The sequence below is a fragment of the Paenibacillus sp. FSL R7-0189 genome (genome assembly GCF_037969925.1).
Lineage (GTDB): Bacteria > Bacillota > Bacilli > Paenibacillales > Paenibacillaceae > Paenibacillus_AQ > Paenibacillus_AQ odorifer.
The window spans coordinates 1086101-1112069 of sequence record NZ_CP150223.1 but is presented as its reverse complement, the minus strand read 5'-3'; the positions used below and the strand labels follow the sequence as shown (position 1 = coordinate 1112069).

Sequence of the window (25969 nt, the reverse complement as noted above, 5' to 3'; positions counted from 1 at the left end):
AAGATCTATGAGTAAATTCAATTACTACATGATCAAAGGAGTGGAACCAACATGGAACTGTTTAAGCAGATCCCCTTGTACAGATTTTTGGCATTATGCAATGAAAGTGGTATGGAAAAAAACATATTAGACTGCGGAGCGGGAGGGGATTCACCTCCACTAAGTTTGTTTGCGAACTATGGATACAGTACAAACGGAATTGAGATGAATGACGAACAAATTAAAAGAGCTAATCAGTTCGCAACTGAAAGGGGACAGATTCTAAATATACAACAAGGCGACATGAGACAGTTGGCGCTAAGTGATGAGTCAATGAGTTTTGTGTATTCGTATAACTCTATTTTTCATATGAGAAAACAAGATGTAAAAAAAGCGATAAATGAAATGAAACGAGTTCTAAAACCTAATGGATTATTATTTGTAAATTTTTTAACCCTAAAGGATTTTCGAGTCGGCGATGGAGTTGATTTGGGGGATAATCAGTTTGAACAGATGGAAGATGATGAATTCGTAATACACTCTTATTATGATTATCATGAGGCGGATTCTATGTTTGATGATTTGCAGTTAATATACAAAGAAGATCGAGTACTGGAAAGAAAGTTTGAAGGTGAATGGATACGACAAGGATTTATCGATTACATATATAAAAAATAGCTGGATGCTGAAGAACATATTAGTAGCTCCGAAAAAGCTAGATATCTGCGAACAATACGTTCACGCTGTGGACCACGAGGTGTTGGTTCGATAGAAGGTAAAGGTTTGAAGAAGAGTTAGCCAGGTGGACAACCCCACGAGTCTAATGCTAACGACTGTTTCCTAGGGTGATTTAAGCCGCTTGAATGTCAATCAGCACTTGATACTTGTTCGCAACCAATATACTTCGGGGGGGATTTCAGATGGATATAATTATAAATAACTCAATGATTCATAATAAGTCGGAAATAAATAAGATTGTTTTTATATGTTTCGATGAAGCGAACTATGAACTATATAGGAATGAATTAAAGAGATTTTGTTAGAATTTTGGTGTTTATCAAAAAAAGGAGATGTGCCAATGAATAACAGATCAGATTTGCTAAATCAGTTTAAGGAATGGAATGGATTTGTTCTAGAAATTATTGATTTAGATTGGAAAACACCCATCGCTGAAGGAAAATGGACCATTCATGATGTTGTTAGTCATATTTTGTTATGGGATAAATACTTCTATGAATCGACGATAGAACCGATAGCATGCGATAAAGCGATAACACTTCAACTTATTGATTTCGATCAATTCAATAATGATGCTGTTACATATGGTCAAACAAAAACCAAAGACGAATTAATAGAATTGACTGTGAAGTATCGTAACTTAATATTAGATTGTATAAGTAGTCTTGAAGAGGGGAAATACTCAGACAAATATGTGGACGGAAGGTTTTCCTTTGAGTCCTATTTAAAGGATTTTATATCGCATGACCTACATCATATGACGCAGATTAAAGAATTAAAAAAGATAATGATGAGTAATTGACTCGTGACGGAAGTGCAAAGAATGGAGCTGACCACCATAATTAGCTTTCTCTCACTCGATTATTGTGTGGGACTGAGCTTTTTTTTGCGCGAAAATAGAGAAACAACTTGACCGGTAACTCATAATAAACTCGAAAAACACATATCCAAAGAGACAAATGTTATATTATTTATCATTAAATGCAATCTGTAGATAAAATCAAAGACTCCCCCTCTGAAAATCAAACTTTAAAAATCTCCATAATTCTCCTGTTTTCTTCTCTTTACCCACTTTCTATCTTTATACATCTCAAAGGATTAACTCGAAATGTTATGTAATATAACATAAAATATTGAATATTATAGTAAAAACCACAAATTTTACTGACGCATGTATATTACTGTGTTAATATAAGTGACATAAAATGATGAAAATGAATGTAAGCTAAAGAAAGGTGTTTTTAAAAATAAATATGGGGATTGGGGGACGGCGATGGAGTATTTCATTCAACAGTTAATTAACGGGATTTCTGTAGGGAGTATCTATGCTCTGATCGCACTTGGGTACACCATGGTTTACGGGATTATTAAATTGATCAATTTCGCCCATGGGGATGTGTTTATGGTTGGGTCGTTTATTGGATTGTTCAGTGCCAGGTACTTGGCTTCAGCAGGGCTTCCTCCGATCCTGGTCTTACTTATCTCATTGGTGGTCTCTATGACAATCAGTGCGTTGCTGGGGATGTCAATCGAACGGCTAGCATACAAACCTCTACGAAAAGCTTCGCGAATCGCTGTGTTGATTACTGCAATTGGCGTTTCTTTTTTGCTGGAATACAGCGGTGTGTTTGTGCTTGGTCCTCAGGCTAAAGGATTTCCGGAGATTCTTAATAAGCAGCAATACAACTTGTTTGGTTCCTCGATTCAGGTGGACTCCAATCAAATCATGATCTTGGGGACGACGGTTATTTTGATGATCATCCTTCAGTATATTGTGCACCGAACAAAGATTGGTAAAGCGATGCGGGCCGTTTCTTTTGATATGGAAGCAGCACGGTTGATGGGGATTAATGTAGATCGGACCATTTCAGCCACCTTCGCGATAGGATCTGCACTTGCGGCAGCAGCAGGCGTTATTTTCGGAATGACTTACAATTCAGTGGATCCGATGATGGGGGTACTTCCGGGGCTTAAAGCTTTTGTGGCTGCGGTTTTAGGTGGCATTGGCAGTATTCCTGGTGCTCTGGTAGGGGGACTTCTGCTGGGCACAGTCGAGACAGAGGTTTCTTCTCTGGGATACTCTTCGTGGCGTGATGGTGTGGCATTTGCTGTACTCATCCTAATCCTTATCTTTAAACCATCCGGGCTATTTGGTAAAAATGTCCGCGAGAAAGTGTAGGGTGATGCCGTATGAAGAAGATAAACAAGTCATTTTGGATAGGCATTGTCTTTTCTATCATGCTATATATCGTCATTCAAGTTCTTCTAACAACGGGAATATTTGATGATGTCATGGAGTCTACGCTAATTCTAATTTGTATAAATGTCATGCTGGCGGTGTCTTTGAATCTGATTAATGGGATAACGGGGCAATTTTCAATCGGGCATGCTGGATTTATGTCCATTGGTGCTTATATTTCTTCCATTTTAACTTTGAACTTTGATATGCCATTCGTGCTGGCGCTAGTGATCTCTGGACTGGTTGCTGCATTTTTCGGTGTGCTTATCGGGATTCCGACCTTGCGGCTGAATGGAGACTATCTGGCGATTGCTACGCTGGGATTTGGTGAGATTATCCGGATTGTCCTGCTCAATACAGAATATGTGGGCGGAGCTTCAGGCCTAAGCGGCATCCCTAATCAAACGACTTGGACGATTATGTTTCTGTTCACATTGGTCACGATTGTTGTGATTAATAACTTTATACGTTCCACTCACGGCCGGGCTTGTATAGCGATTCGTGAGAATGAAATTGCTGCTGAAGCGATGGGGATTAATACAACTTTGTACAAAGTCATTGCTTTTTCACTTGGAGCATTATTTGCGGGGATAGCTGGTGGTCTCTCTGCTCATAAGTTCTACGTCATCAATCCTGGAAGCTTTAATTTTCTAAAATCATTCGAAATTCTAGTCATGGTTGTGTTAGGTGGACTAGGAAGTACAAGCGGGGCCATCGTGGGTGCGATTGTACTGACGGTGCTCTTCACGGTGCTTCAGGAATATCCGGAGCTGCGGATGATTATTTACTCGGCGATTCTAATTCTGATGATGATTTTTCGGCCTAAGGGGCTGCTTGGCAGCACGGGTTTTTCTTTCTTGAAATGGTCTAAAAAGGAGGTCAAACCAAGTGACAGCATCAACAGTGGAAGTGCTTCTTGATGTTCAACAAGCAAGTCGTGCATTTGGCGGACTTAAGGCGCTTAACGAGGTATCCCTCCATATTAATAAAGGCGAGTTGATTGGGCTCATCGGACCTAATGGCGCAGGAAAAACAACCCTTTTTAACTTGCTGACAGGTGTATACCCGCCTTCCAGTGGCGATATTATCCTCAGCAATCAGGCAGTAGGCGGGATGAAGCCTTATCGGATTAACCGAAAAGGGGCAGCACGGACATTTCAGAATATCCGTCTATTTACCTCTATGACGGTGCTGGATAACGTTAAGGTCGCATTTCACCAGCATGCCAGACATTCGATGTTCACTTCCATGCTCCGCCTGCCTAAGCATTTTGCAGAAGAAAACGAAATTACGCAAAAGGCTATGGATATTCTCAAAATATTTAATCTTGCCGATCAATGTGATGAATGTGCCGGGAATCTTAGCTACGGAAATCAAAGGCGTTTGGAAATTGCGCGCGCGCTTGCAGCAGGACCTAAGCTTTTGCTATTGGATGAACCAGCCGCAGGGATGAACCCGAATGAAACTCGGGATCTAATGAATCTTATTGCCTGGATCCGTGAAGAGTTTGAGCTGACGATCCTGCTTATCGAGCACGATATGTCCCTGGTTATGGGGGTGTGTGACCGGATTTATGTGCTGGATCGCGGAATGTTGATTGCTGAAGGTACGCCCGTTGAAATACGGAATCATCCCAAAGTCATAGAAGCCTATTTGGGACAGGAGGCGTAGTGGACCATGCTTAGCGTACAGGGGATCAATGTATATTATGGGGCTATTCATGCCTTGAAGGATTTAAGTATGGATGTAAAAGAAGGCGAGATTGTAACTCTAATCGGCGCAAATGGAGCAGGCAAGTCCACATTGCTTAAGACGCTTTCGGGACTGCTGAAACCCAAAACAGGCAGTATAGATTTCATGGATAAATCTATTACGAATCAGAGTGTTCAAGCCATCGTAAAACAGGGGCTTATTCATTGTCCGGAAGGCAGGCGTGTATTTGCTAATATGTCTGTGGAAGAAAATCTGGAGCTAGGAGCTTTTTTACAAGATTCGGGCAGCTTAGCTGCTGATTTTGCCAAGGTCTACTCCACCTTCCCGCGTCTTTTAGAAAGAAAAAAACAGCTTGCCGGCACATTATCCGGCGGGGAGCAGCAGATGCTTGCTATGGGGCGTGCGATGATGGGGCATCCCAAGCTTTTATTATTAGATGAACCCTCGATGGGGCTTGCTCCATTACTCGTTCAGGATATTTTTCGGATCATCCAGGAAGTAAATGCCTCTGGAACAACAGTGCTTCTTGTAGAACAAAATGCCCATCAGGCGCTTAAAATTGCTCATCGGGCTTACGTTCTTGAGACGGGCAGAATGGTGCTTGAGGGAGATGCCAAGGAATTTGCAGATTCGGAAGAGATCAGAATGGCTTATCTGGGACATTAATTCATCGGCTAGTTCATAACAGCATCACAGAAAGAACCTATAAATTATTTATTTTGGGAGGCTGGAAGAGGATGAAGAAAATCGGGGCCATATTGCTGACTGCGTTACTGGCTGGTGGATTGCTGGCAGGCTGTGGGAACAAGACAGACAACACTACTGCTGAAGGTGGGAATGCTGGCGGAGGGACCATCAAGATTGGAGCAGACCTTGAGCTTACAGGCGGCCAGGCTTCCTTCGGTGATTCTGCACTCAAAGGGGCAAAGCTGGCGGTAAAAGAAATTAATGACGCAGGTGGAATACTAGGCAAAAAACTTGAACTGATTGAAGCGGATAATGCCTCCAAGTCGGAAGAGGCGACACGCGCAGCGCAAAAGCTGATTACTACCCATAAAGTTGTAGCTATTATCGGTGCAACTACATCTACGAATACACTCGGGATTGTTCCCGTTGCTCAAGAAAAAGGCATCCCGCTGGTTAGCTCCTCAGCCACCAATCCCAAAGTGACAGTTGATGAACGTACTGGAGATTTGAACGAATGGGTATTCCGGGCCTCTTTTATTGATCCTTTCCAAGGTGAAGTAATGGCTAACTTTGCTAAGGATACACTTAAAGCGAAGACGGCTGTTATTTATACGGATGCTTCAAGCGATTATTCCAAAGGGCTGCAGACCTTCTTTAAAGCAACGTTTACTAAGAACGGTGGCTCTATCTTAAGTGAAGAATCCTATCAACAAAAAGATTCTGATTTTAAAGCTGTATTAACACGTATTAAAGAAGCTAATCCCGATGTTATTTATCTTCCAGGCTATTATGAGGAGGTCGGCAAAATCGTAAAGCAAGCTCGCGAAATGGGGATCACCGTTCCGTTTATGGGCGGGGATGGCTGGGATTCACCTCAACTGGCTGAGATTGCCGGAGCGGATGCCCTAAACAATACGTTTATGTCCAATCACTATTCACCTGAAGATAGCTCGCCAGAAGTAAAATCGTTCGTAGATGCCTTCAAGGCTGCTAACGGTGATCTTGTTCCAGATGGGATGGCTGCGCTTGGATATGATGCTGTGAAACTAGTGGCAGACGCGATTACACGTGCAGACTCCACAGAACCTGAGAAGCTGAAGGCTGCACTGGCGGGGACGAAGGATTTACTACTGGCCACGGGTAAAATCACAATGAATGAAACGCATGACCCGGTAAAAGCAGCTGTGGTGCTAAAATTTGTAGATGGAGTACAAACCTTTGAGGCAAAAGTAAATCCATAAGCGTTGTGATTAGAGGCGCGTACCTTTATTGGTGCGCGTTTCTTTTAGTTTAAACTTTTTTTTGAAAAAAGGCTTGTCAAAATTCTTATGGTTTGATATACTCATTTTTGTTGTGACAAGAAAATAACTTGTAAAGCATGGCCCGTTGGTCAAGGGGTTAAGACACCTCCCTTTCACGGAGGTAACATGGGTTCGAATCCCATACGGGTCATATTATGCGGTAGTGGTGGAATGGCAGACACGCTATCTTGAGGGGGTAGTGGGTGTATACCCGTGGAGGTTCGAGTCCTCTCTACCGCATACAAATAAAAAGTAAGAAACCCTTTGTTCGCAGAGGATTTCTTACTTTTTTTTATAAGATCAGAAGTGAAATTCAGTGGCCTCAGGTCATCTCTTAAAAGCCCCAGCATACTGGGGATAGAGCTGTCTTATGCAGTCTGGGCAGATATCATGGGTGAATTGCAAAGAAAGCTGATGCTTTAAGAAATGTTCAATGGTGATCCATTCATCCTTGGGATTACGAATACATTTACAGGAAGCACAGATTGGGATTAGCTCAAAAGATGATGGTAAGGTTGAACGGAGGTTTATGATCTCCGGATGAAGAGGTTCTTCTTTATAGGGGCCCACATCATATAGTGAAATTATAAAAGTGGCTTCTGGGTGCGGATCTGAGAGAAATGGATAGATCTCCAAACGGAAGATTCGTTTCCCTTTATTAGCGGTTTGTATGGAGAATTCGGAAGTATAAACCTGATGCTCTCTGCGGAGTATATATTTCACTGATTCATAAAGCTTGGCCCATTGATCGGGATCGATAATCACATCTTGCATGAGCTCTGAGTAATACGCACCAATCCATTTCTTATTAGTAGAAAGACCATATTCATGACTAAAGGCCTTCCACCTACTGTTGGTGAACTGGATAATCCCATGACTGTTGATCACCACCGCATTGTGCGGTAAAGCTTCAAGTGAATGGATAATGGAAGATGATAAGCATTTTGACAAAAGTCACCGCTCCCTCCTAGAGATCATTCAGGATGATAAGTTAACAAAGGGGGCCAGACGGTATTCTAACAGATACTTGTCACCTGAGTCGCCTCTTATCGTCACTCCAGCCATATGATATAATCGGATAATACATAACAATACTAATTATATACTTTTTTACGTTATTTTGCAATAGGAAATTACGTAAATAAGTAATTTATTTTTAGATGGAGGGCGATTCACCGATGCAGACCATATACGAACGTATAGAATACCTGATTAAGCAGAAAGGTTTGACCAAAAAATCATTCTGTGAGCAGTTAAATATCAGCACAGGTAATATGGGAGATTGGAAGCGGGGGAAGACTACTCCAGGAACACATAAGCTGATTGAGATCGGTGATTTTTTTCATGTTAGTCTGGACTGGCTTATTCTCGGCAAAGATACACCGGATACTGTACGAGAGAGCGGCGTAGACTATGATTTGAGTGATGTTCAGCTATCGGAAAGCCGAGTAGATGAATTACTTCCAGCAGAAAAGAATTTTATCAAGGAATATATAGCTTTTGCTGAATATCGTAAACAGAAAATGGTCGACGAAGAATCTTAAAATCTGCATCTTTACTTTTGAGAAAAGTACATTTATAATAATGAATGTTGACCTCAAACAAATTTATGTTCTATGTTTAACACACCGCGCGGTAGTGGTGGAATGGCAGACACGCTATCTTGAGGGGGTAGTGGGTGTATACCCGTGGAGGTTCGAGTCCTCTCTACCGCATACAGAATGAAGAAAGAGGCCTTGCGATGCAAGGCTTCTTTTTTTGTACATTCCTCAATCACATAACCTACTTCTTTACAAGCGGCACGCATAGATTGGCTTCGAATCCTTCATCATCCGGACCGGACTTTTCCGTGTATTGGATGTAAAAGACTCCATCTGGGTTGAACTTATAACCGGAATCCGGCAGCCATTCATTATGTATATAATTCCAGGTGTGTTGAAAAGCCAACTGAGGGAAACCGTTTGCAGTAAATATAGCATAGGTAGACGCAGAAATTTTCTTATGAACAAGGCCTTCAGGGATACAATCTAACTGCTCGACTTCAACACCAAGGAAAAAATCAGTATCCCATGCGGTATGCTCCCACAATTTAGGCACGGACGTACGATTCTGAAATAGACCGAGATAACAACCGCTGCTTTGAACTTTTGTGGGTATAGCATCAAATTTTGCATCAATATCCAGCTCGCCAAAAACATATTCCCAAAGATTCGCGTATGGCTCCCCGGATGAGTTTACATTTGCCCAGCCAATAACATTTAGTTCGGGTATATCAAGCAGTTGAACAGTCACCGATTATCCCTCCCAGAAAAAATATTCCAACAATATTATAAAATATTCCAAGAGATTAAAGGGTGCTGATATATAGCGATATTATGACGTTCTTTCAAGTTGAAAAGGATACTTTACCGCATAACAACAGGGGGGGGCTGTGTGATGTGGTGAGTATCCTTTTACTAAAGAATTATTTTAAAAGCTTGGAAATATCGGATTCGATCTGCTGTGGAGTGGTTTTAGGAGCAAACCGTTTTAGAACACGGCCATCTTGGTCAACTAGAAACTTCGTAAAGTTCCATTTCACGTTTTTTGAGCCTAAGACACCAGGGGCTTCCTTAGATAAGTATTTGAATAATGGATGTGCTTCATCACCTTTTACATCAATCTTCTCGAACATAGGAAAGGTTACCCCATAATTAATCTCGCAGTATTCCGCAATTTCATCACTTTCGCCAGGCTCTTGTCCAGCAAATTGATTGCTTGGAAATCCTAATACTTCGAACCCGCGGTCCTTAAACTTCTCGTACACTTCCTGAAGACCTTTATACTGGGGAGTAAATCCACATTTGCTGGCAGTATTCACAACCAGGAGTACTTTACCTTTGTACTTTGACAATGATTCCTCTTCACCCTTAAGAGTGTTGACCTCAAAATCATAAATACTCATGGATGACACCTCCATAGTTAATTTAAGTTTTTAACAATTTAATTGTACACTATTTATGGTCTGGAGCCAAATAAGAAAGTATTATGAATCATTCCTCATCTTCGTTTCAAATCATACCTGTTGTTTAAAGTATAAAGTATGAGCATGACCAATACAGCTTGATGAAGGAGAAGATGACTCATGAAAGCATTATACACAGCAACTACAACAGTCCATGGCGGTCGTGAAGGCTCCATTGAATCCTCGGATGGCGTGTTAAAGCATAATCTAAGCATGCCTAAAGAGCTTGGAGGACCGGGAGGTTCTGGTACCAATCCAGAGCAATTATTCTCGGCTGGTTATGGAGCGTGTTACGAGAGTGCACTAGCGAATATCGCTCGTAAAGAGGGCGTGAAACTCCATGACGTGGAGGTAACTTGTAATGTGTCCATTGGGAAGGATGACAGTGATGGAGGCTTTAGACTAGCTGTGAGAATGGATGTGAAGCTGCCAGGGATTGAGCATGACAAAGCAGAGGAACTGGCGAAGAAGGCTCACGAATTCTGTCCTTACTCCAAAGCAACCAGAGGTAATATCGAGGTTGAATTAAAGATTGTTGATTAAATGTATCTGTATATATTTTATGGAAATAATGGCTAAATAGAGACGTAAATCATAAAAGAGTAATAAATAGCTGCCGTGTTAGGCGTCTTTGGTTGACATCACCCTTAAAATTCTTTAATATGTCTAAGTATCTGAGAATGTGCCTGCGTGTGCAATTTACAACCAAAAATTTAAATAATGGGTGATGAAGATGTCTTACAGACCGAATATTACGAATGTGACCAAAGCCAGCAGCAACGATAAGGAAGGATTGTACGAGTTCATTATCAAGCTTGCTGATGGAACGGAGTGCCGCGCGTTTTATCATCGGTTTCCGGAATGGAAAATGACGAACATCAGCCGCCTGCTTAAAACTCCATGTCCAATTTGCCGCAAAGATTTCATCTGCAAATGCATGGAGGCATTCACTGCTGATTTCGAAGGGCAAATGATCGGGGATCAATGGATTGAGAAAGCAATCGCAGAATAATTAAAGAACGGCACTTGATGGCGCGGGAGGATATCCCGCGTTTTTGTTTACCCAAAAAAGCAGAAATTTACGCCTTTAAGACGGAGGGGGAGCCATGAACGAAGAACTGAACCTTATGAAAGATAAGTCCATTGTATTGATAGACGGAGTGTGTCATCTTTGCCAGGGGGTAGTTCGTTTCATTATCCCGCGTGACCCCGAGGCTAAATTTCTATTCGCACCTTTACAGAATGAGATTGCGGCAAATCTAATGAAAGAGTCCGGACTTCAGCCTGGACAATTAAACACGGTGATTTTACTGGAGAACGGAGTGTATTATACAGAGTCGGCCGCTGTGCTAAGAATTGCCCGTAAATTGAGATTTCCTTGGCCTGCCGCATACGTGTTCATCTTAGTACCACGCCCATTGCGCAATGCCCTTTATCGGTATGTAGCTAAGAACCGCTATCGTTGGTTCGGACGTGATGAGCAGTGTATGCTCCCTACCCCAGAGATCAAACGGAGATTTTTGTAAACCATAATCTGGGAGAATGTTATAATGAAACTATAAATTGGTATAGTTTTTTCATATTATGACTAGGGGTGAACGAATAGTGAAACGGAAAGGGCTTCTGCTTTTTATAGTCATGTTGTTATCTTTAAGTATGATCGGTACGGCCTCAGCTGCCCCCAAGCTTCGTATTATGGTGAACAATTCAAGTGTGGATGTTGGTGTGCAAATCGTGTCGGGGAAGACGCTGGTTCCGCTGAAAGCTTTTGAAAGATTCAAGAATACTTCTATTCAATGGGATGCCAATACCAAGCAAGCTACGATTGCTAGAGATTCTATGAAGATTAAGCTTACGGTTGGTTCACGGACGGCTTGGAAGAACTCGGAAGCTGTACAATTGGATGTATCGGCCAAAATAGTGGATGGAAGAGTAGCGGTACCCCTGCGATTTATTGCGGAGGCTCTTGGAGCGAGAGTAACAGTAGATGCTGCTACGAATACAGTCTGGGTTCAGGAACGGGCCAATGCTAAACTTGTGCAGAATTATAATAGTAATGACTTAGTTGTTTCCCGCATAGCTGCTTTGCAATTCCCGGTTGAAGAAAGAGAACCCTCCAAATTGACGGGTGATAATGAAGCATTGTCCATGACGTATTATTTTCCTGAAGGCAGATCTGATGGTTATTTTATAATGTATGGACATTTCGTAAAGTATTATGAGATCAAGGATAATATTGTAAAAGTAGTTTGGGAAGCTGATCTGGATATGTCCAAAGAGGCTACAAATAAAGATTTTACCGCGATATTCGGTTACCCAGTTGCGAAGGAATATGGTAAAGCACCTGTTCTAGCTCCATCTTATGCCTCTTTTTATACGAGTGTTTGGGGAAGTCAGATTATTTATGGAATGGTTCATGCGGATGGAACTACTAAAGTTTCAGGACAGTCTCTGACTTGGGACGATACTAGAAAACCATTTGTCGTGGCTATACCTGGAGAGACCAAGCTTCAGTAATATATAAGTCAAATAAATATGGAGATGAATTATGAATAAGGGGAAACCTAAAGGTTTTATGCGTTTTGATTGGCCTTATCATTTTGTAACTATGCCGCTTGCGCTGATTATATTTGTATGGTCGGGAATTTATGTCGTTCAGGTGTTACGTGATGATGGTGCTTTAACAGTGCCCTTGCTATTATTTGGTTTATCTCTATGCCTGTTATTTGCGATTACTCGAATTCGAATTTATGCGACAAAAAATCAGGATCGAGTAGTGAGGGTGGAGGAGCAGTTTCGGTATTTCCGATTGACAGGTGAAGCATTAAATCCAGAGCTTGAATTAGCTCAGATTATTGCGCTTCGGTATGCAGGAGATGAAGAGTTTCCGGCACTATGTCAGCGGGCGGTGAAGGAAAAGCTTAGTCCTGCCGATATCCGGTCTGCCATCAAGAATTGGCGCGAAGATACGATGAGAGTCTAAAAACCACTTGATGTGCGAAAAAACTTATTGCTGCCTTCTTATATATATGCTACTATAGCTGTAAATTAAAGGGATAGTAACGGAAGCACCGTTCAATGTACCGTATCCACGGTTATTGTCGGTGCTTTTTTGCTGTCTTTTTTTTGATAATATTTATAAATTTCTTACGAAAGGAGAGAGGTTTTATGGCGGCAAGGATTGTACTCGCAGTGCGTGAAAGCCAATATATCGAACCATTGCTACACTATCTTCATCATAGTGAGTATGGAGAAATGCTGCGAATTACGGCTTTTAGCCGGCTGGATGCTTTTATCGAATTTATGAGGGGAGAGGATATGCCGGATGCTGTTGTAGGTGACGTTACTTTTATCGAGGCTTGGCTTGTGGAGGGAAGAAATAAGGTGCCTTGGGCAGTTTTGAGTGAGGAGGGTGCTTATCTTAGCAGGAGTTCTAAGAGCTTGGCTGGAGGCATTATGATTGCGAAGTATCAGGCGCTGCCTTCTCTGCTGGGAGCATTTCTTCAGCTATGTGAAGTGAAACGAGCTAGAGGTTCCTCTGTATTAGATGAAACGCTGCTGCTCGGTATCGTCTCCTCAAGCGGGAACACGGGCAAAACCACAGTAGCTATGAATATGGCTAAGCAGCTAGGTGAAATGGGGCTTTCGGTATTTTATTTGAATCTTGAAAGTGTGGACAGCAGTGGATTATTTTTGCGCCCCCCTGCAGGGGATACGCCTGGACTAGAGCGGCTCCTTTATGAAATCAAAGCTAGTCGAGATAAGGGCGGAGCCGATACGATTGATTTGGGACAATACGTCATCAGGTATGATCACCTTCGAAGCGCTGCATTTAGGCCAATTATTAATGTAAAAGAAATGCTGCAGATGACTACGCAGGATACGCTAGATTTATTGGGGCTGTTGGTTGCCGAAAGGAATTTTGACGTAGTGATTGTAGATACCGGCAGTATTGAAGAAGAACGTGCCAAAGCTGTGTTACATAAATGCGGAATTCTATTGTGGGTAGTTAGAAATGATGAGGTAAGCATTCATAAGACCATGAGATGGCTATCCCATTGTAATGCTCCTAATTCTGGTATGCCCTCCCAAGTGATGGATAAAAGTAGATTTGCAGTGAATTTTGCTGCAGATGGTTTGGAGGTGTGGGCACCTCCCGAAGGGATAACCGTTGAAGGTGTACTTCCATATATCCCATCTTGGACACTGCAGCATCGTGAGGAGCTTTTTCTGAACTCACCACAATTCCAAAGGGAGATCTTACAGCTGTGCAAGCAGATTATAGAACCGTCGCTTCCGCAAGTATTCACTGGTAAGGGTTTACATGAATGAGGAAATGTTTAAGGCACTTCGTAGTGACATCCGGGCAGGATTAGATGTTACTTCTGCAGTTGGAAATCGTGAACTCACCCAATATATTGAAAGGACAATTTTGGACAGCGAAAATCTGCGTTATTTAACAGCACAGGAGAAACATGAGCTCGTGAAGAGATTGTTCGATTCTTTTCGAGGGTTGGATGTGCTTCAGCCCTTAGTGGATAATCCGTCGATCACTGAGATTATGATTAACAGCCATACTGAGATTTTTGTAGAAGAGGAGGGTCAGATTCGTCGCCTTCATTTGGAATTTGAGTCCAGCAGCAGGTTAGAGGATATTATCCAGACGGTTGTATCCGGTGTGAACAGGGTTGTAAATGACTCTTCTCCTATCGTTGACGCTCGGCTAAAAGACGGATCGCGTGTAAATATCGTGCTTCCGCCAGTAGCTCTGAAGGGCCCGGCGATGACCATTCGTAAATTCCCTGAAACACCGATGACGATGCAGGATTTAGTCCGTCGTGAAGCCTTAAGCTTGGAAGCCGCAGAGCTGCTGCAAATCTTAGTGGCTGCTAAATACAATATTTTTATTAGTGGCGGGACCGGCTCTGGGAAGACCACATTTCTTAATGCGTTATCTCAGTATATCCCCCCACAGGAGAGGGTCATTACGATAGAGGATTCCGCTGAACTCCAGATTGTTACGGTGCCGAACCTTGTTTCACTGGAGACCAGAAATGCCAACACGGAGGGTAGAGGGGAGATTTCCATCCGGGATTTGATTCGTACTTCCCTGCGAATGCGCCCAAACCGGATTGTTGTGGGGGAGGTACGGGGAGCGGAATGTCTCGATATGCTACAGGCGATGAACACCGGACACGATGGAAGCTTGTCTTCGGGCCATAGTAACAGCGCACACGATATGGTCAGTCGACTGGAGACGATGGTGCTGAGTGCTGCGGAGCTTCCGGTAGCTGTTGTTCGCCAGCAAATTTCATCGGCAATTGATATCTTTGTACACTTATCCCGTCTCCGTGATCGTTCCAGGCGGGTGATGGAGATCAGTGAGGTTGCGGGGTTGAAAGACGGGGAAGTGATCTTGAATCCCTTATATGAATTTCAAGAAGCTGGTGAACGAGAGGGAAGGGTGCAAGGGGGGCTGCTTCCCTGTGGTAACCCATTGTTGCATACAACGAAGCTTAGGATGGCTGGTGTAACCTCCTATCCATTGGCTCAATAGAGATTCAAAATTCCAGAAGGGGGGAGGTCATGCTTAAGTTTAAATTTGTTGCTGCAAAGCCTGTAGAAGCGGATCCTGACGGTCCTTCGTTATTACCAGATTATAAGGTATACGAATTGACCTTGCTGCAGAGGATTCTGACCCTTATTGCAGGTGGACTGCTGATGTATGGAATTGGATATCTTTTTTATCATCATTGGCTGTTGTCGTTGCTGCTTATGCCGGGCGGAGCTTATGCCCCGCATATACTGCGTAACTATCTACTGAAAAGACGTCGAAATGCACTGAATTTACAATTTAAGCAGACGTTATTTTCGCTGTCTTCCTCCCTTTCAGCTGGGCGTTCGGTGGAGAATGCATTCCGAGAGGCGGTTCAGGATTTACGTATGCTCGACCCGGAGGGAAGCAGTGATATGATCTCCGAGTTAAACATTATCTGTGCACGCATGGAATATGGACAGCCTGTGGAAGAAGCGCTGCGGAACTTTAGTGTAAGAGCGGGAATGGAGGACATCGAGCGATTCGCGGATGTGTTCTCGGTCTGTAAACGTACTGGCGGTGATCTTGTAGAAGTGGTGCGCCGTACATCAACGATTATCGGTGAGAAGCTGGATATTCAGCAGGATATTGCTGTAAGTATTGCTCAGAAGAAATTTGAGGCTAAGGCACTGCTGATATCTCCGCTGATCATGGTGATGTTTATGAGTTTGACGGCTGGAGATTATATGGAGCCAATGTATACAGGAGCGGGTATAGCCATATCGACATTAGCTCTTGTTGCTTTATTCCTATGTTATCTCTGGACTACTAAAATAATGGACATTCCACTGTGAAGGGGGTGAAAACATGCGCTGGCTATGTGCGGTGGTTACTGTTATTTTGCTGATAGTCTGGGTTTTACTGCGAATTCAATGCGGCAACAGATATGTCGCGTTACGCAGTCTTCCTATGGAAGGATTACGGCTTCGGAAGTTAGGCGAACCGTTATTACTGCTTATTGAGAAGAGTGGTATCGCCAGTCGGTTTCCCTCACTGCTGTTCAGAATTCAGCGTTCTCTACAGCGCAGTTATGGGATGCGTTATAGCGCAGAGCGGACCCTGCTGTTCATGGGTGAGATGATAAGTTACAGCTGGCTGTTGCTTGTAGGTGGAAGTTTGATTACAGCATTTAGTGGCGAACAGGCAGGTATGACATTGGGTGTATTTTTGGCAATTGCTCTACCAACCGCTATGGTCAGTGATCTGCACAAAAAGGTGAGAGTTAGGGAGCAGAATATTATGCTCGAATTGCCAGAGCTGCTGAACAGTATTGTGTTGTTGGTTGGCGCAGGAGAGACCGTGCAACGAGCTATTATTCGTTGTGTGGAAAGCCACCGGGGGGATACGAATCATCCTCTGTATAAGGAGCTAATGACTATGACTAGTGAATGGGAGGGCGGATATTCCTTCCAGCAGGCGTTTGAAAATTTCAGCAAGAGATGCGCTGTGCAGGAGGTATCGGTATTCACAACGACAGTTCTGCTGAATTATCGCAGAGGTGGAGCGGATTTTGTGCTATCGCTACGTGATCTGTCGCGGATGCTGTGGGATAAACGAAAGGCACTTAGCCGGACGCGCGGAGAGCAGGCATCCTCCAAATTAGTTTTTCCGATGGTAGTTATCTTTTTAATAGTAATTGTACTGGTGGGAACGCCAGCATTTTTGATGTTAAAAATGTAGGAGGCTGAAGCTGATGGTATCAACAATGTTGGACAGTATGAAGAACTTTTGGGAAGACGAGGAAGGGTTAGGAACTTTGGAGATGATTTTGATTATTGCTGTCTTGATTGCGGTTGTTCTTTTGTTTAAGGACAAAATTCAAGAGGTAGTAGAAGCCTTAATTAAAACGGCGGGTGAAAAGAGCCAGGAAGTATTCGATTGAACAAGCTTAAGGGTGATCAAGGCAGCTTTACCATTGAAGCTTCACTTCTGTTGCCGATCGTCATGTTTATTACGATGCTTCTTTTGTTTTTTTGCTTGTATAGCTATCAGAAGTCCATGCTGTTGCAAGTGGCCTCAGGAGCTACTGAGCGGGCGGCTTACAACTGGGACAACAGTCACAAGGAGGTCTCTGGTTCTTACATGGCTGGTGAGTATGACTCCCTTTATTGGAGAATTGGGGATGATGCCTTGCTAGCCTCATTATTCGGTGCAGAAGCTGGCAGTGCTGGCGTGACAATAGAGTTGCCCGGTGAAGTATCAGATAAGGGTGATTTGCCAGTGCTTAAACTGGGCCATTCGTCTACCATGATTCCGGACAATATGCCAGGAACTATGCGTTATACTCACAGCCTTACAGGACGGAGAGTAAGTGCTGAGTTAAACCGTCTGCTGAGCTTACCTGTGCTTGATAAGGTTCTATCGGATGAGGCTAAACCAACTGTTGAAGCCCAGTCTATCATTGTTGAGCCTGTTGAGTTTATTCGTACGGTCGACCTGATGCGTTATTTCGGAGCTAAATTTAAAGGGGGCCCTGAGGGCAGTGGATCAGCAGTTTACATGGATAAGAAGGATGCTTCTGCTATGCTGACCAAGCTTCAGGATAAGTAAAATCTCTGCTCAAGGGAGGGGGTTTTAATGAAAAGTAAATTTACCGGTTGTCCTGCTAAGGGCAAAACAGAAGGCTCAGTTACAATTTTTCTAATCATGGTGCTGGCTTTCGTCTTTCTTTTTACTGCTGTGCTGATTGATTATGCGCGAATTGCTGCGTTCAACGTTCAGGAGGAACGATTAGCGAGAGCCAGTGTCCGCTCTGTTATGTCTTCATATCATGTTGAATTACGAGAGAAGTACGGTTTGTTTGCATTTGGTGATAGCAATGGAGATATGCTGCTGTCCAAAGTGCTCAACGAAAATTTGCATAAAAGTGGGCGGGGGGATACGTTCAATCTCTTACCCTTTGCACTGGAATCCTCCTCCTTGGAATGGAGCCGGCCGCTGGGAAGTTATGATGTTTTTCGTCATCAAATACTGGAAGAGATGAAGTATAAGGCTCCGGTAGATTTCGCCTTGGAGCTGGCAGGTAAATTCAAACCGCTGTCAGGCGTAATGGCAGAGGCCTCAAGAGCTACCGAATTACTTAGTAAGCTGCAACCTTTATATGATGAACGTGAAGAGAATTTGGATCTAATGTTAGAGAGGAGAAGCCAAGCGGCGGAGAGTGGAAGAAGAATACTGCTATGGATTATGAATCCGCCCGGGGATTCTATCTCGGCCCATTCGCTCGGAAGCATGCAAGCAGCCGCGGATATACCAGCACAGTATAGTGACTATCTCGGGAAATATTACGACGATCTGTATCATGATAGTAAAAAGCCTGCAAAGTACACTTATCAGTTAGCACTTTATCAGAGCCGAACTTCAGAAATGTTATCGCGGCTCCCAGCCTTATTAACAACCTTTCGTGAAGAACATGGACAATCAATGGTGGAAGCGAAGGATGCGTTAAACAAGGCGCAGCAATTGAATGACGAGATGAGAGATGTTTTGGCAGCTTCCCGAATAAGTGGCGTAAATCTGGCGGACGATCCTGCTAAAGACTGGGATATTCCGGGAAGTTCAGGGGAAATAAGTGCTGAGCCACTTAAAAAGCTGCATGAACAGGAAGATGCCTTGATCCTCTCTTCGGCTGACATTAGTAGTATGGAGAATAGTTTATTTATGCAACAAAGTGTGTACGAATCCATTGAACCGACGGTAACAGGATTGTCAGCAGAGCTGCATGAAGCTTTGGGAGTCAACGGCGATTCCTACCAAATGATTTCCTCTGTTCTAGGGGCTTCGCATGTAGTGGACAACTATTATAAAAAATACGGTAAGAAGGGAAGTGTTATCGCTAGTGATTTGGCTTTTCTTGAACAGCATCGCAGCTCGGATAAAGCACGTAAGCAAGTAGAGTGGGAAGCCAAATCCAAGCTGGGCGAGATTAGAGCACTGCTGGACAAAATTAGAATGCTAGGTAGCGGAGCGGCAGCTTCGATGGAACGTTATCAAATCCTTCATCAATTTTATGAGGACAATGTTTCATTTAACAACGGATTGGAGTCTCAATCCTCTGATAAATCTGAAGTATCCTCAGATCCCTATGCTGCTGGAAGTTCGGCGATGAAGGATATTGACGGGATTTATGCAGCAATGAGTGGCATTATGGGGGGCGCTAGAGACAGGCTTTTTCAAACGGAGTATTCCGCGCTTTATTTTCAGCATTTTGATGTTTCAAAGTTAGCTAGTCTGGCACTGAATTCTCTGGAAGACACTAGTGAGCTCACAGATCAGCTTGATCCTCGCGCTCAGGAGCTGGAATACATTTTATACGGATTTCATAATCCCGCGGGGAATGTGGCCGCAGCCTATGCCGAAATATTCGCGATGAGGTTGTCCATTCGCACTATGGAAGGTTTTATAGAGAAGGCAACCTTGGGAAATCCACTGGCTGTTCTAGCGGCGGCACTGTTGTATGGAATCCAGCATGCCATTCAGGATATGTTGCAGCTTTGTGAGAAGGATGCGATTCCTTTATCTAAATATATGCCGGCGCAGCTGACTTACCGTGATCATCTGCGACTGTTCATGATAATGCATGGAGGCGGGGAATTGCAGCTATCGCGGATGCTGGCTCTGATTCAACTGAACACAGGAATAAATCCAGAGGAAAGAAACACCTATGTATCATCGGACATTAAGCTCCAAATGCAGTTATGGTTTCTGCCAGGTGTAGTTAAAATGTTGAATTATACTGCTGGTTTTCCGGGAGGGGTACAAGGGAATAAGTATCTGAGGGCAGTAAAAGCTGATTATTCTTATTAGCGGGAGGTTGGTAAGGAGATGGGGGATGGGTATGGAATCAGAGAGGAGGACAAGGAAGAAGGTAGCATGGTAGTAGAAGCGGCGATGATTCTTCCGTTCTTCCTGCTATTCGTCCTGTTCCTGATTTCTATCGTACAGATGACCTTGTATTCGACAGCTTTGCAAAGTACAGCATCAGACACTGTAAAGTCTATTTCAACTCATATGTATCCTGCGGCTTTGGCGGTGCAGAAATGGGGAACATCCAGCGAAGTAAGTGATGATTCAGGGTGGGATGACAGTGATCATTCTGCTGGCCTGAATTGGACTATTCCTCGCTTGTCACTTACTGATTGGGGCAATAGTTATGCTGAGTCTTTACCCAATCCGTTAAATGAGTGGGTTATGTCCGCTTTAGAAAGTGGTGAGGGACCGTTGCAGAAGCTTCAGGCAGAGACCAGTGAAAGTGTACTTGATCTTGCGATCAAACCTTTATTGAAACCATACCTGACATCAGATTTACTGGATTATGAGCGAATTCATGTATCCAATGTTATAGTGCCGGAGCTAAATGAGGGTACTTGTCCATACCTTGGGCTAGTGGTTAGTTATAAGCTGCCGATGAAAGTCCCTTTTCTAAACCAAATTATTGTATTAGAAGCAAGTGCTGTTGAACGTCTCTGGATCGGGGATACAGGAGAAGGCACAACCAAGGAGGGGAACGGTACTGGCCAACCAGAAGAATTCATTGAAATCTTAGAAAAGCCGAACCCGGCTGTAGCGAATAAGCAAGGCAAGGTTCGTGCCAGAATACCGCCGGATGCTTCTGCCAGCTTGTCAGTCTTTTATAAGAGCGGAGGCAGTACTGCCAAATATTTAGGCTGGAAACAAGCGGATGCAGATGGATATATCGAGTGGGAATGGAAAATTGGCGTAAATACCACACCGGGCTCGTGGCCGTTTGTTATACAACTGGATGACGGTAGATCTGTTGAGGTTATGTTCACAGTAGTGAAGTGAAAGGGTGGAAAAAGGAGTGTAATAAATGGCAGAGTGGGCATTTTGGGGATGTCTACCGTTTTTAGCAGCGGCACTAATTACAGATTTAAAGTCGATGAGAATACCAAACTGGATCACCTTGTCAGGCTTTTTCACTGGTCTGCTTGCACAAGGGGTGATAAATAGCTGGCATGGACTGCTGAGGGCTTTCGGGGGAGCTGCTGTAGGATTTACAGTCCTTCTGATCATGCATTTAATAGGGGCGGTTGGCGCGGGGGATGTTAAGCTTTTTGCTGGAATCGGCGCGTGGACAGGGATGTTTTTTACGCTGCAAGTCGTGATGTACTCCGTACTATTTGGAGCTTTAATAGGCTGGCTAATTGTTTTAAAGAGACGGGAGGCGATCAGTCGTTCGCGTAAGATCATCAGCAGAATTTCTGGATTCATTTTATGGAAGAGCCCGTTACTATTAAAAAATAACGATAGTGAACTGTTGAAATTCCCTTTCATGCTGGCTGTTATCCCTGGTTCCATATGCGCTTATCTATACTTTTAGTTCGGGAGCTGATGTTTGTTGTTCGGATTAACCCATGATTTTATACAACAGGATGGTATATATATGATCCTTGGTGAACCCGAAGGAATACCTGCGGAGAAGCTTAATTTGATTCAGGCACGCATGCTGATGAACACCGACATTCCTCATCATTTGAGGCTGTTACTTAGAGAAATAGATATGAAGGTTACTATGGAATACGCTGTTTTACGCAAAAAAATGCTTAGTCATCTACTCAAAGGAGAGAAGCTAAGTATGAACTCGTTTTACGGGTTATTGCTGCAAATTGCCCAAGGCATGGAAGATGGCAGGTTATATATGCTGCGGGCGGAACAGTATGCTTTGCATGCAGATTACATTTTTATTGAAGGGTCGTTACAGAGCGGTAAAGTATACCTAACCTACATACCCATTCAGGAGAGTAAGTCTGTTTCAAAGCTTGGAGAGTCACTCAAGACACTGATTATGGTGTTAATGGCATCTATCACAGAGCTTACTGGCAGTGGTGTGCAAAGACTATTGCAATATTGCAGTGAAGAGGGATTTACTCCAGCTGGCTTAAAGATTCTTTTATCAGAGTTGCTGACAGAAAGAGAGCCCGTTACACCTGAAAGACAGCTTCATGAAGGCGTAAAAGAATATCTAGTGAAAGAGGCAGCAGCTCCACCATTAAGAAAAATATATGAGCATCGCGAAGATAAGGAATTGGAGCTGCAGCCGACTGCTACTCCTTGGATCAGCAGCTATCCTAATCTTAAGATAAAAGAGGAGGAGAGCCTGTCTCTAAGCTTGGAGGATGAGCAGGTAACGAATCCACAAGCCTCAAGCTCAAGAACCTATATAGTGCTAGGGTTTCTATTAGGCGATGCACTACTGTGGAAGTTTCTATATTTGGATAGTCCCAAGCCGTTATGGCTTGCCGTCTGTGGAGTTGTGACGATTGTATTGGCTGTTTTAAGCTGGATGGTTTGGAGCGGAAGGCTAAAGGTTGGTAAAGAAGATGTTGATGGCCTGGGTGAGGATTCTGAAGATACTAACTGTAATCCGAGTCGAAAAGAATTGGAGTGGAATTTTGGCAGGAACCCTGTGACTTCTACGCGTTCTCCAGCAACAATTCCAAAGATAACTCCGCAATCCTCGGATTCAGCAGCTAGCGTTCCGGCAACCCGTTATGAATCACTAGCAGAGGAACAAAGTTCTGTTAAAGCACCAGAAGCAATAGCTCCAACAACCTTATTATCACAGGAGAAGCCGCCTGAGCAAGGACGACAAATCGAAAAGCTGGATCGGAGTATTCCTTATCTCCAAAGAAGCGGTGAGGAGGGCGAAGAGGCAGAGATGATCGAGTTAAATCGAACTAGCTTCATTATCGGCCGATCGGCAGAGGTGGCTCAATATGTGGAAAGATCAGAAGGCGCCTCTAGAGTACACGCTGAGATATCTAGAAGCACCAGCGGATATATTCTGAAGGATCTTGACTCCAGAAATGGAACGCTTTTTCAAGGTGAAGCCATGGTCCCATATAAAGAGTATCCACTAACAGAGGGGACCACATTTAAAATTGTAAAAGGAAGCTACACATTCCATACAGTATGAAGGTGAGTTCTCCGGATGAATGTGGCTCTATAATTTTTGTTTTTTCAAATCATCTAAAGCGACTTGAAGTGTAGGGAAGGTAAAGTCAAAGCCATGATTTAATGAAGCTGCGGGCAGGACGCGCTGACCTTTGAGTAAGATTTCGGATAATTCTCCGGCTGCTGTTTTTAACAGGAAGGCTGGCAAAGGGAACCAGTGCGGCCGTTTGTAGACTTTGCCAATCGTTCTGCCGAACTCTTCGTTCGTTACCGGATGTGGAGCAGTCGCATTAACAGGTCCGTTAATCGTTGGATTTTGCGTACAGAAATCAATTAGACGGACGATATCCGTCAGATGGATCCAAGAGAGCCACTGCTTTCCAGAGCCAATGTTTCCGCCAAAACCTAATAAATAAGGCAGCTTCATTTTGGGGAATGCTCCGCTCTCATTGCCGAGCACAACTCCGGTACGCAGCTTGACCACGCGGATATCATGGTAGGTTTCATCTGAAGCTTCTTCCCATGTCTTAACTACTTCTGAAGGGAAATCCATGACCTGGGCTGGTGAGGACTCATTAAAAGTATCCTCTAAAGAGGTACCGTAAATCGCCACGGCGGAAGCCTGAATGATTACGGAAGGCTTTTGCTTCATTTGATCTACTAACTTAGCTGCTGCGGAAACGGTTGCAAGTCGGGACTGCATAATCGCTTTTTTGCGACTTGGACTCCAGCGCTGGCTAAGGGAAGCTCCGGAGAGATTAATTAGGGCAGCTGCATTTTCCACTGGAGCGGGATTAGAACTTAGACTGTCCCAGGTGTGGTAACTCAGCTTAGGATGAATTGTTGTTGCGTCTTTTGGTAAATTCCGACCTACAATAGCAACTTCATTACCTGCTTGCAGCCAGTATTTTGCTAGTTCGCTACCTATAAAACCGGTGCCGCCACATATCACATATTTCAAAGGAGGGCCTCCGTTCTAAATCGTACAATTCATTAAAATTTTACTTAAACAAATGCTGGTAAGCAGAGTAGTCGATTTTATTCTTTTCGAGAAAATTGACAAGAAAACGGTTATCGCGCCGCGGTGTGGCAACTATGTAACCTTTAATGCAGTGATCGCGAGTAACTTCTTTTGCATTGCTCTCGACTGCGATTTTTCCGATCTCGGCAGCAATAGAATGCTTCGCAATATCACGAAATGGCCCAGGTACAGGTTGAACAAGCTGGTCCAAAAAGGCCTTTGTTTCGTCACTCCAGAGCGGGCGGCTACGTTCCACCCAGTAATTTTGCCAGTCTAGCTTTGACTTTCCATCAGCTTTGGGCAGGACCTTTAGGAATTTGCGGAACATAAAAAAACCGCCGATACACATGGAACCAAGCAGCATAAATGTCCAGAAAGCGATAGAGTTCATAAACCAATTGCTCGGTGTGGATAATAAACCAAGTCCTGATTGGATAAACATGCATACACCACCTTTTGGCAATGAGGATTCTCACACGAATTATTCTCATATTAAAGTATAGCTTATTTCCAAAGTTTTGCGAAGCAGAACCCGGCATATTGGCCTCGTCTAGATTTATTTTTCCGATCACGGTAGAATAGGGGTTAATTCGTGAAGGAAAGAGGGAAGAAGTATGCTGAAAATAGGTTCACACGTGTCTTGCTCGGACAAGGGTCTTTTGACCGCAGCAAATGAAGCAAATGAGTATGGTTCCAGCTCGTTTATGATATATACAGGAGCGCCGCAGAATACGCGCCGCAAGCCGATTGATGCCATGTATCCCAACGAAGGGAAGCAAGTTATGAAAGAAAATGGTGTAGAGGAGATTGTTGTCCATGCACCTTACATTATTAATCTCGCTTCCTATAAAGAGAATACGTATCAACTGGCTGTTGATTTCCTGCAAGAGGAAATTCGCCGTACCCATGCACTTGAGGTCAAGCATATTGTATTACATCCAGGTGCGTTCACTGATAAAGATGCTGAATATGGTATTCAGCGGATTGCAGATGGCTTGAATGAGGTGCTTGGAGGCACGAACGAAACGGAAGTGCATATCGCTCTAGAAACTATGGCTGGCAAAGGAACAGAGATCGGCCGCAGCTTCGAAGAGATAGCTTCTATTATTGCTAAGGTCGAACATAACGAACGTCTGTCGGTCTGTCTTGATACTTGCCACATTCATGATGCTGGCTATGATATCGTTAATGATTTGGACGGTGTTCTCAACAAATTTGATGAGACTATCGGATTGAACCGTCTTGGTGTAATCCACATTAATGACAGTAAAAATCCATGTGGCGCTCGCAAAGACCGTCACACTCCAATTGGCTCGGGTTGGATTGGCTTTGATACGATTAACAAAATCGTACACCATGAAAAGCTGGAAGGTCTGCCTTTCATTCTGGAGACCCCATGGATTGGTAAAGATGCTAAGACACAACGTCCGATGTATGAGGTGGAGATCGCTTTGCTGCGTGGTAATGTAGCTGAACGATTTGGAGCGGAATTCGTGCAGGATGTTGAAACATTACGTGAATTTTTTGCCAAGCAGGAGATCGATTCCCGTCAATATGTACTTAATGTCTGGGAGCTGCTGAAGAACGATGCCAAAGCTAAAAAAGCTGATCCACGTGAACCACTGGAGCGTCTATACGATGAAGTTGTCGCTGCCCAGCTGTTCCCGCAGCTAAGCGAGGAAGCTATTAATCATCGCTTAATTGCTTGGTTAGCAGGCAAATAAGTGCTCGTGAACGCTTAAGCTATACTTCAGATTGCGTATGTAGATGAGAGGAT

General features: G+C 43.6%; 29 protein-coding genes and 3 tRNA genes. 27 read left to right on the top strand and 5 right to left on the bottom strand.

From position 1 onward, the window contains the following. The first annotated feature begins 51 nt into the window (after nt 1-51). The 9 genes from MKY63_RS04770 to MKY63_RS04730 all read left to right on the top strand — a co-directional run bounded on the left by MKY63_RS04770 (nt 52) and on the right by MKY63_RS04730 (nt 6897). Nucleotides 52-657, top strand: coding sequence for a class I SAM-dependent methyltransferase (locus MKY63_RS04770; RefSeq protein WP_036681653.1), 606 nt, complete (start codon nt 52-54; stop codon nt 655-657). Between the two features lie 400 nt (nt 658-1057). After that, nucleotides 1058-1519 carry a DinB family protein gene (locus MKY63_RS04765; RefSeq protein WP_339811750.1) on the top strand — a complete coding sequence of 154 codons (462 nt, stop codon included), beginning with the start codon at nt 1058-1060 and terminating at the stop codon, nt 1517-1519. 471 nt (nt 1520-1990) lie between these two features. Then, nucleotides 1991-2896 carry a branched-chain amino acid ABC transporter permease gene (locus tag MKY63_RS04760; protein WP_076106953.1) on the top strand — a complete coding sequence of 302 codons (906 nt, stop codon included), beginning with the start codon at nt 1991-1993 and terminating at the stop codon, nt 2894-2896. A gap of 11 nt (nt 2897-2907) precedes the next feature. Then, a complete protein-coding gene (locus tag MKY63_RS04755) occupies nt 2908-3876 on the top strand; it encodes a branched-chain amino acid ABC transporter permease (RefSeq protein WP_339811745.1) in 969 nt (322 codons plus the stop codon). Beyond that, entirely contained in the window at nt 3845-4627 is a 783-nt protein-coding gene (locus MKY63_RS04750; protein WP_339811743.1) for an ABC transporter ATP-binding protein, read from the top strand. The genes MKY63_RS04755 and MKY63_RS04750 overlap by 32 nt, the downstream gene beginning before the upstream one ends. Nucleotides 4628-4633: 6 nt before the next feature. Further along, nucleotides 4634-5335 carry an ABC transporter ATP-binding protein gene (locus tag MKY63_RS04745; protein ID WP_339811741.1) on the top strand — a complete coding sequence of 234 codons (702 nt, stop codon included), beginning with the start codon at nt 4634-4636 and terminating at the stop codon, nt 5333-5335. Between the two features lie 71 nt (nt 5336-5406). Continuing rightward, nucleotides 5407-6597, top strand: coding sequence for an ABC transporter substrate-binding protein (locus MKY63_RS04740; protein ID WP_339811738.1), 1191 nt, complete (start codon nt 5407-5409; stop codon nt 6595-6597). A gap of 139 nt (nt 6598-6736) precedes the next feature. Beyond that, nucleotides 6737-6808, top strand: a tRNA-Glu gene (locus tag MKY63_RS04735). A 6-nt stretch (nt 6809-6814) separates the two neighbouring features. After that, nucleotides 6815-6897: transfer RNA gene (locus tag MKY63_RS04730), tRNA-Leu, on the top strand. An 87-nt stretch (nt 6898-6984) separates the two neighbouring features. On the opposite strand, the gene MKY63_RS04725 is transcribed toward MKY63_RS04730, so the two are convergent. After that, nucleotides 6985-7608: a hypothetical protein gene (locus MKY63_RS04725; RefSeq protein ID WP_051491199.1), complete on the bottom strand. Its 624-nt coding sequence runs from the start codon at nt 7606-7608 to the stop codon at nt 6985-6987. A gap of 227 nt (nt 7609-7835) precedes the next feature. On the opposite strand from MKY63_RS04725, the gene MKY63_RS04720 reads away from it, so the two are divergent. Then, nucleotides 7836-8201 (top strand): helix-turn-helix domain-containing protein, encoded by a 366-nt coding sequence (locus MKY63_RS04720; protein ID WP_036681672.1) that lies wholly within the window; start codon nt 7836-7838, stop codon nt 8199-8201. An 88-nt stretch (nt 8202-8289) separates the two neighbouring features. Next, nucleotides 8290-8372: transfer RNA gene (locus tag MKY63_RS04715), tRNA-Leu, on the top strand. A gap of 67 nt (nt 8373-8439) precedes the next feature. Here MKY63_RS04715 and MKY63_RS04710 read toward each other — a convergent pair. Then, nucleotides 8440-8949, bottom strand: coding sequence for a GyrI-like domain-containing protein (locus MKY63_RS04710; RefSeq protein WP_076224655.1), 510 nt, complete (start codon nt 8947-8949; stop codon nt 8440-8442). Nucleotides 8950-9121: 172 nt separating this feature from the next. Then, nucleotides 9122-9601 (bottom strand): glutathione peroxidase, encoded by a 480-nt coding sequence (locus tag MKY63_RS04705; RefSeq protein ID WP_036681674.1) that lies wholly within the window; start codon nt 9599-9601, stop codon nt 9122-9124. A gap of 180 nt (nt 9602-9781) precedes the next feature. Between MKY63_RS04705 and MKY63_RS04700 the strand changes: the two genes are divergently transcribed. From MKY63_RS04700 to MKY63_RS04630, 15 genes are all read left to right on the top strand, one after another. Continuing rightward, entirely contained in the window at nt 9782-10204 is a 423-nt protein-coding gene (locus tag MKY63_RS04700; RefSeq protein ID WP_036681676.1) for an organic hydroperoxide resistance protein, read from the top strand. Between the two features lie 190 nt (nt 10205-10394). Beyond that, on the top strand, nt 10395-10673 hold the full coding sequence (locus MKY63_RS04695; protein ID WP_036681678.1) for a hypothetical protein: 279 nt from the start codon (nt 10395-10397) through the stop codon (nt 10671-10673). 94 nt (nt 10674-10767) lie between these two features. Further along, entirely contained in the window at nt 10768-11187 is a 420-nt protein-coding gene (locus tag MKY63_RS04690) for a thiol-disulfide oxidoreductase DCC family protein (protein ID WP_038569098.1), read from the top strand. 79 nt (nt 11188-11266) lie between these two features. Continuing rightward, on the top strand, nt 11267-12178 hold the full coding sequence (locus MKY63_RS04685; RefSeq protein ID WP_076224657.1) for a copper amine oxidase N-terminal domain-containing protein: 912 nt from the start codon (nt 11267-11269) through the stop codon (nt 12176-12178). A 31-nt stretch (nt 12179-12209) separates the two neighbouring features. Then, nucleotides 12210-12644: a DUF6526 family protein gene (locus tag MKY63_RS04680; RefSeq protein WP_036681683.1), complete on the top strand. Its 435-nt coding sequence runs from the start codon at nt 12210-12212 to the stop codon at nt 12642-12644. Nucleotides 12645-12829: 185 nt separating this feature from the next. Further along, entirely contained in the window at nt 12830-13993 is a 1164-nt protein-coding gene (locus MKY63_RS04675; protein WP_051491201.1) for a hypothetical protein, read from the top strand. Beyond that, nucleotides 13986-15218, top strand: a complete 1233-nt coding sequence (locus MKY63_RS04670) for a CpaF family protein (protein ID WP_076224663.1) — start codon at nt 13986-13988, stop codon at nt 15216-15218. Before MKY63_RS04675 ends, MKY63_RS04670 begins: the two co-directional genes overlap by 8 nt. A 29-nt stretch (nt 15219-15247) precedes the next feature. After that, the gene (locus MKY63_RS04665) at nt 15248-16051 is read left to right on the top strand and encodes a type II secretion system F family protein (RefSeq protein ID WP_076296847.1); all 804 of its coding nucleotides are present in this window, start codon (nt 15248-15250) and stop codon (nt 16049-16051) included. A 13-nt stretch (nt 16052-16064) separates the two neighbouring features. Continuing rightward, the gene (locus tag MKY63_RS04660) at nt 16065-16937 is read left to right on the top strand and encodes a type II secretion system F family protein (RefSeq protein WP_038569107.1); all 873 of its coding nucleotides are present in this window, start codon (nt 16065-16067) and stop codon (nt 16935-16937) included. Between the two features lie 13 nt (nt 16938-16950). Further along, a complete protein-coding gene (locus MKY63_RS04655) occupies nt 16951-17139 on the top strand; it encodes a Flp1 family type IVb pilin (protein ID WP_036681690.1) in 189 nt (62 codons plus the stop codon). Continuing rightward, nucleotides 17136-17807, top strand: a complete 672-nt coding sequence (locus tag MKY63_RS04650) for a TadE family protein (protein WP_339811729.1) — start codon at nt 17136-17138, stop codon at nt 17805-17807. Before MKY63_RS04655 ends, MKY63_RS04650 begins: the two co-directional genes overlap by 4 nt. A gap of 27 nt (nt 17808-17834) precedes the next feature. Continuing rightward, nucleotides 17835-20063, top strand: a complete 2229-nt coding sequence (locus tag MKY63_RS04645; RefSeq protein ID WP_339811727.1) for a hypothetical protein — start codon at nt 17835-17837, stop codon at nt 20061-20063. Between the two features lie 18 nt (nt 20064-20081). Next, nucleotides 20082-21062: a TadE/TadG family type IV pilus assembly protein gene (locus tag MKY63_RS04640; protein WP_339811724.1), complete on the top strand. Its 981-nt coding sequence runs from the start codon at nt 20082-20084 to the stop codon at nt 21060-21062. A 25-nt stretch (nt 21063-21087) separates the two neighbouring features. Beyond that, complete coding sequence (locus tag MKY63_RS04635; protein WP_076099045.1) at nt 21088-21597, top strand: A24 family peptidase; 510 nt, start codon at nt 21088-21090, stop codon at nt 21595-21597. Between the two features lie 18 nt (nt 21598-21615). Beyond that, complete coding sequence (locus MKY63_RS04630; protein WP_339811721.1) at nt 21616-23193, top strand: DUF6382 domain-containing protein; 1578 nt, start codon at nt 21616-21618, stop codon at nt 23191-23193. Between the two features lie 27 nt (nt 23194-23220). Here the strand turns inward: MKY63_RS04630 and MKY63_RS04625 are convergent, their stop codons facing one another. Together MKY63_RS04625 and MKY63_RS04620 are read right to left on the bottom strand one after the other, a co-directional pair. Next, nucleotides 23221-24123, bottom strand: coding sequence for a TIGR01777 family oxidoreductase (locus MKY63_RS04625; protein WP_339813436.1), 903 nt, complete (start codon nt 24121-24123; stop codon nt 23221-23223). Nucleotides 24124-24172: 49 nt separating this feature from the next. Continuing rightward, nucleotides 24173-24634 carry a DUF2621 domain-containing protein gene (locus MKY63_RS04620; RefSeq protein ID WP_036681700.1) on the bottom strand — a complete coding sequence of 154 codons (462 nt, stop codon included), beginning with the start codon at nt 24632-24634 and terminating at the stop codon, nt 24173-24175. Between the two features lie 172 nt (nt 24635-24806). Between MKY63_RS04620 and MKY63_RS04615 the strand changes: the two genes are divergently transcribed. Continuing rightward, nucleotides 24807-25916: a deoxyribonuclease IV gene (locus tag MKY63_RS04615; RefSeq protein ID WP_038569120.1), complete on the top strand. Its 1110-nt coding sequence runs from the start codon at nt 24807-24809 to the stop codon at nt 25914-25916. Nucleotides 25917-25969: the final 53 nt, after the last annotated feature.

Coding starts and splice junctions, on each gene's coding strand:
- MKY63_RS04770 (WP_036681653.1), top strand. CDS start 52: ATGGAACTGTTTAAGCAGATCCCCTTGTACAGATTTTTGGCATTATGC.
- MKY63_RS04765 (WP_339811750.1), top strand. CDS start 1,058: ATGAATAACAGATCAGATTTGCTAAATCAGTTTAAGGAATGGAATGGA.
- MKY63_RS04760 (WP_076106953.1), top strand. CDS start 1,991: ATGGAGTATTTCATTCAACAGTTAATTAACGGGATTTCTGTAGGGAGT.
- MKY63_RS04755 (WP_339811745.1), top strand. CDS start 2,908: ATGAAGAAGATAAACAAGTCATTTTGGATAGGCATTGTCTTTTCTATC.
- MKY63_RS04745 (WP_339811741.1), top strand. CDS start 4,634: ATGCTTAGCGTACAGGGGATCAATGTATATTATGGGGCTATTCATGCC.
- MKY63_RS04740 (WP_339811738.1), top strand. CDS start 5,407: ATGAAGAAAATCGGGGCCATATTGCTGACTGCGTTACTGGCTGGTGGA.
- MKY63_RS04720 (WP_036681672.1), top strand. CDS start 7,836: ATGCAGACCATATACGAACGTATAGAATACCTGATTAAGCAGAAAGGT.
- MKY63_RS04705 (WP_036681674.1), bottom strand. CDS start 9,601: ATGAGTATTTATGATTTTGAGGTCAACACTCTTAAGGGTGAAGAGGAA.
- MKY63_RS04700 (WP_036681676.1), top strand. CDS start 9,782: ATGAAAGCATTATACACAGCAACTACAACAGTCCATGGCGGTCGTGAA.
- MKY63_RS04695 (WP_036681678.1), top strand. CDS start 10,395: ATGTCTTACAGACCGAATATTACGAATGTGACCAAAGCCAGCAGCAAC.
- MKY63_RS04690 (WP_038569098.1), top strand. CDS start 10,768: ATGAACGAAGAACTGAACCTTATGAAAGATAAGTCCATTGTATTGATA.
- MKY63_RS04680 (WP_036681683.1), top strand. CDS start 12,210: ATGAATAAGGGGAAACCTAAAGGTTTTATGCGTTTTGATTGGCCTTAT.
- MKY63_RS04675 (WP_051491201.1), top strand. CDS start 12,830: ATGGCGGCAAGGATTGTACTCGCAGTGCGTGAAAGCCAATATATCGAA.
- MKY63_RS04670 (WP_076224663.1), top strand. CDS start 13,986: ATGAATGAGGAAATGTTTAAGGCACTTCGTAGTGACATCCGGGCAGGA.
- MKY63_RS04665 (WP_076296847.1), top strand. CDS start 15,248: ATGCTTAAGTTTAAATTTGTTGCTGCAAAGCCTGTAGAAGCGGATCCT.
- MKY63_RS04660 (WP_038569107.1), top strand. CDS start 16,065: ATGCGCTGGCTATGTGCGGTGGTTACTGTTATTTTGCTGATAGTCTGG.
- MKY63_RS04655 (WP_036681690.1), top strand. CDS start 16,951: ATGGTATCAACAATGTTGGACAGTATGAAGAACTTTTGGGAAGACGAG.
- MKY63_RS04645 (WP_339811727.1), top strand. CDS start 17,835: ATGAAAAGTAAATTTACCGGTTGTCCTGCTAAGGGCAAAACAGAAGGC.
- MKY63_RS04640 (WP_339811724.1), top strand. CDS start 20,082: ATGGGGGATGGGTATGGAATCAGAGAGGAGGACAAGGAAGAAGGTAGC.
- MKY63_RS04635 (WP_076099045.1), top strand. CDS start 21,088: ATGGCAGAGTGGGCATTTTGGGGATGTCTACCGTTTTTAGCAGCGGCA.
- MKY63_RS04620 (WP_036681700.1), bottom strand. CDS start 24,634: ATGTTTATCCAATCAGGACTTGGTTTATTATCCACACCGAGCAATTGG.
- MKY63_RS04615 (WP_038569120.1), top strand. CDS start 24,807: ATGCTGAAAATAGGTTCACACGTGTCTTGCTCGGACAAGGGTCTTTTG.